The organism is Actinoplanes awajinensis subsp. mycoplanecinus (assembly GCF_001509495.1).
Classification (GTDB): domain Bacteria; phylum Actinomycetota; class Actinomycetes; order Mycobacteriales; family Micromonosporaceae; genus Actinoplanes; species Actinoplanes palleronii.
Genome location: NZ_LLZH01000074.1, coordinates 1 through 4,738 on the forward strand (window position 1 = coordinate 1; position 4,738 = coordinate 4,738).

Consider the following 4,738-nt stretch of genomic DNA (forward strand, 5'->3'; position numbering starts at 1 on the left):
CACCCCAGCACCGGCCACATACAACTCACCCGCCACACCCACCGGAACCGGCTGCAAACCCGCATCCAACACATACGCCCGCGCACCATCCACCGGCCGCCCGATCGGCGGCACCTCGTCCAGGCGGTCCACGTGGCATGTGGTGGCGTGCACGGTCGTCTCCGTGGGGCCGTAGATGTTGACCGCGCGGCACTCCGGGAGCAACTCCTTCAGGCCCACGACGAGCGCTTGCGACAGGGCCTCCCCGCCGAACACGAGCCGGCGCAGCCGCAGGCCGGACGCCAGACCGGTGTCCTCGCGGCACACCTGCAGCAACTGCTCGAAGGCCGACGGTGTCTGGGACAGCACGGTCACGCCCTCGCGCACCAGCAGCCGTGCCAGGGCCCGCGGCGATCGACTGACCTCGTAGGACACCACCACGAGGCGGCCGCCGTGCAGCAGGGGCCCCCACAGCTCCCAGACCGAGAAGTCGAACGCATAGGAGTGGAACAACGCCCACACATCGTCGGCGCTGAACCCGAACCAATGATCCGTTCCGCCGCTGAAGAGACGCACCACGTTGCGGTGCGAGACCACAACACCCTTGGGTACGCCCGTCGAGCCGGAGGTGTACAGCACATAAGCCGGGCTCGCCGGGGTCAGCGGACTCAGCCGGTCGGCTGCGGCTAGGTCCTCCGCCGCGCATCCGGCCAGCTCGGAGACGAGATGAGGGTCATCGAGCGCCACCAGGGAGGCGGCCGATCCCTTCGGCAGGGTCCCCGCCACCGTCGACGACGTCAGCACTAGGCCCGAGCCGGCGTCCTCCACCATGAAGCCGAGCCGCTCGGCTGGATAGTCCGGATCCACCGGAAGGTAGGCGCCGCCCGCTTTCAGCACGCCCACGATCGCCACCACGAGCTCGAGCGATCGGGGCAACGCCAGGGCCACCACACACTCCGGGCCGACCCCACGACCGCGCAGCCACCACGCCAGCCGGTTGGCCCTGCTGTTCAGCTCCCGGTACGTCAGCTCGACGTCATCGAAGGCCACCGCCACCGCGTCCGGTGACCGCAGCACCTGAGCCTCGAACAGCTCTACCAGGGACACCCGCGGCACGCCACGGCTCAGCCGACGCTCACTCATCGTCTTCCTCCTCTGCCCCGAGCCCGAGTAGTTGTCGCCGTTCGTCCGGGCTGAGAATGTCGACTTGGTCGATCCGGATACCGGGATCCACGGCCGCGGCCGCCAGCACCCGGTGCAGGCGCTCGGCCAGCAAGTGGACGCTCGCAGGGTCGAACAGGTCAGTGCTGAATTCGACGGTTCCGTAGATTCCGGCCGGGACCCCCGCGCCGCCTCTGTCCTCGGCAAGGTTGAAGAACAGGTCGAACTTGGCGGTGTTCGTGCCCACCAGGGGGACGGTCACCGCCAGGTCCGGGAGCTGGAACACTCCCGCGGGGGTGTTCTGCAGCGCGAGCATGACCTGGAACAGCGGGTGATGCGCCAGCGACCGTGCCGGGTTCAGCACCTCGACCAGGTAGTCGAAGGGGACGTCCTGGTGCGAGTACGCGGCGAGGTCGACGTCGCGTACCCGCTCGAGCAGCTCGCGGAACGACGGGTTGCCACCGACCTCGGTGCGCAGCACCAGGGTGTTGACGAAGAACCCGACGAGATCGTCGAGGGCCTCGTCCGTACGGCCGGCGATCGGGCTGCCGATCGGGATGTCGTGTCCGCCGCCGAGGCGGGCCAGCAGAGTCGCCAGGCCGGCCTGCAGGACCATGAAAAGGCTGGTTCCGCTCTCGCGGGCCAGGTTGACCAGACCCTGGTGCAACTCGGCGTCCCACTGGAAGCGGACCATGTCACCCCGGTACGTCGCCACCGTGGGATGCGGCCGGTCGGCCGGCAGGGTGATGCGCTCCGGCAGGTCATGCAGCGTCCGGGTCCAGTAGTCCAGCTGCCCCGCGAGCACACTGTTCGGGTCGTTCCGGTCGCCGAGCAGCGTGTTCTGCCACAGGGTGTAGTCGGCGTACTGGACGGGCAACGGTGCCCAGCCGGGCTCTCGGCCCTCCGCACGAGCGGCATAGGCGGTCATCAGATCCCGCGACAACGGTGCCAGGGACCACCCGTCACCGGCGATGTGGTGCAGGACCAGCATCAGCACGTGGTCGCCGGCGGGCACCCCATCCCGGGCCACCTCGTAGAGGGAGGCCCGCAGCGGTATCTGCGCGCTCAGATCGAAACTCTGCCGGGCAGCCGCGCTGAGCACGTCGTCCAGGTCCTCCTGTTCGACTCGCTGTCGGTGCAACTCGACGTGTGCGAGCTCGTCGTGCAGCACCTGCTGGCGGGGAAGGCCACCGGTCTCGGGGAACACCGTCCGCAGGCTCTCGTGCCGGTCGACCACGTCCTGTACGGCGCTCTGCAGTGCCGCCAGGTCGAGACGGCCGGACAGCTGCAACGCGAGCGGGACGTTGTACGTCGGGCTCGGGCCTTCCAACCGGTGCAGGAACCACAGCCGGCGCTGGGCGAACGACAACGGCACCGGGTCGGGCCGGGTCGCCGGCGTCAGCGCCGGGCGCACCTCGCGGTCCTCGTGCAGCCGTTGCGCGAGACCACCGACCGTCGGCGACTCGAACAGGGTCCGGATGGCCAGCTCCACGCCAAGCACGGATCGGAGGCGGCTGATCAGCCGGGTCGCCAGCAGCGAGTGGCCGCCGAGGTCGAAGAAGCTGTCGTCGACGCCGACGTATGGCACGCCCAGCACCTCGGCGAAAAGGCCGCTCAGGATCTCCTCCCGCGGCGAGCGCGGCGCGCGGCCGACCGGCCCCGCCTCCACCTCCGGAGCGGGCAGCGCCCGACGATCCAGCTTGCCGTTGGGCGTCAACGGAAGGTCGTCGACCTGCACGAACACCGACGGCACCATGTAGTCCGGTAGGCGCTGGCCCATCTGCCGGCGTACGGCTGCCATGTTCACCGTCGCACCCGCGGCGGGAACCACGTAACCGACCAGCCGGCGGTCGCCGGGCACGTCCTCGCGCACCGCCACCGCGGCTCGCGCCACCGACGGGCACTCCGCCAAAGCGGCTTCGACCTCGCCCAGCTCGATCCGGAAGCCACGGACCTTCACCTGGTCGTCGGCGCGGCCGACGAACTCCAGCACCCCGTCGGCGCGCCATCGCACCAGGTCGCCGGTGCGATACATGCGACTGCCGTCACCGGCGAACGGGTCCGCGACGAACCGATGTCCCGTCAGGCCGGGCCTGCCCAGATAGCCGCGGGCCAGGCCGAGACCGGACACGTACAGCTCGCCGGCCACTCCGGCCGGGACCGGCTGGAGCATGGCGTCCAGGACGTACGCCCGGGAGTTGTCCACCGGCCGGCCGATCGGCGGGGTACCGGTGCCCGACAGCGCCTCGCTGAACGAGGCAGCGATCGTCACCTCGGTGGGCCCGTAGCCGTTGATCAGGCGACGGCCGGGGGCCCAGCGGCCGACGAGCTCGCCGTTGCTCGCTTCGCCACCCACGATCATGGTGCGGTAGCCGGGTATGTCGTCCGGCGCCATCGTCGCGAGGACGGTGGGCAGCATGACGCCGTGGGTTACGCCGTGGCGGTTGATGAACGCGGCCAGGTCCTCGCCCGCCAGGCGCACCGGCGGTGCCACGACCAAGGTGGCGCCGGCCGCGAACGCCATGAGGATCTCCATGACGGCGACGTCGAAGCTTGGCGAGGCGAGCTGCAGGACCCGGCTGGCCGGCTCGATCCGGAAGTGGTCCACCTGCATGGCCGCCAGGCTCGGCACTCCGGCGTGCGGCACGACGACGCCCTTGGGAGTTCCGGTCGATCCGGACGTGTAGATCACGTACGCCGGATGCGCCGGCCGCAGGGGCTCGGCCCGGTCGGCCTGTTCCAGGTCGGTGCCGGTGCTCTGCCGCAGTTGCGCGGCGACCGCCGGGCTGTCGATCACCAGCGACGACACCGCTGTGCCTTCCGGAAGCACTCCGACCGAGTCCGAGCGAGTCAGCACGAGGCCGGCGTGAGCGTCGGACAGCATGAACGCGATGCGTTCCGCCGGATAGCCGGGGTCGATCGGCAGATAGGCCGCTCCGGCTTTCAGCACCGCCAGCGCGGCGACGATGAGGTCGGCCGACCGCGGCAGCGCGAGCCCGACGATCGTCTCCGGGCCGGCACCCTGGCCGATCAGCCATCGGGCCACCTGGTTCGCCCGCGTGTTCACCTGCTCGTAGGTGAGCGAGCCGTTGTCGTCCACCACCGCGATCGCTGTGGGCGTATGGCGCGCCTGTGCTTCGAAGACGTCCGGGAAGAACACCGCTCCGGTCTGCCTCGGGGCGCCTCGTCCCTGTTCCAGCAGCAGGCGTCGCTCGCCCTCGCCGAGGATGTCGATGTCCTCCAGGGCCGTGGCGGGCGCCGCGATCACGGCGGTGAGGATCAGCCGCAGACGGTCGACGAGCGACCGCACGGTGCGGTGATCGAACAGGTCACTGCGGTACTCGACGAATCCGTGCACGCCGGCGTCAGCGCCGTGCTCGCCCTTCACCTCGGTGACGTAGATGCCGAGGTCGAAGCGCGATGTGCCGGTCTTCGCCTCCCGATAGCCGAGCTGGAGGCCGGGAAGATCGATGCCGCCGTCACGTGTGGCGTTCTGCACGGCGAGCATGACCTGGAACAGCGGGTGATGCGCCAGCGACCGTGCCGGGTTCAGCACCTCCACCAGATACTCGAACGGCACATCCTGCTGCGCGTACGC

2 protein-coding genes are annotated in these 4,738 nt (G+C 70.1%); both read right to left on the reverse strand.

Annotated features, from left to right (window positions below):
• On the reverse strand, positions 1-1,086 hold a 1,086-nt coding region (locus ADL15_RS11770), incomplete at its 3' end, for an AMP-binding protein (RefSeq protein WP_198170737.1).
• Between the two features lie 28 nt (positions 1,087-1,114).
• A partial coding sequence (locus ADL15_RS11775; RefSeq protein ID WP_157441318.1) for a non-ribosomal peptide synthetase occupies positions 1,115-4,738 on the reverse strand: 3,624 nt, incomplete at its 5' end.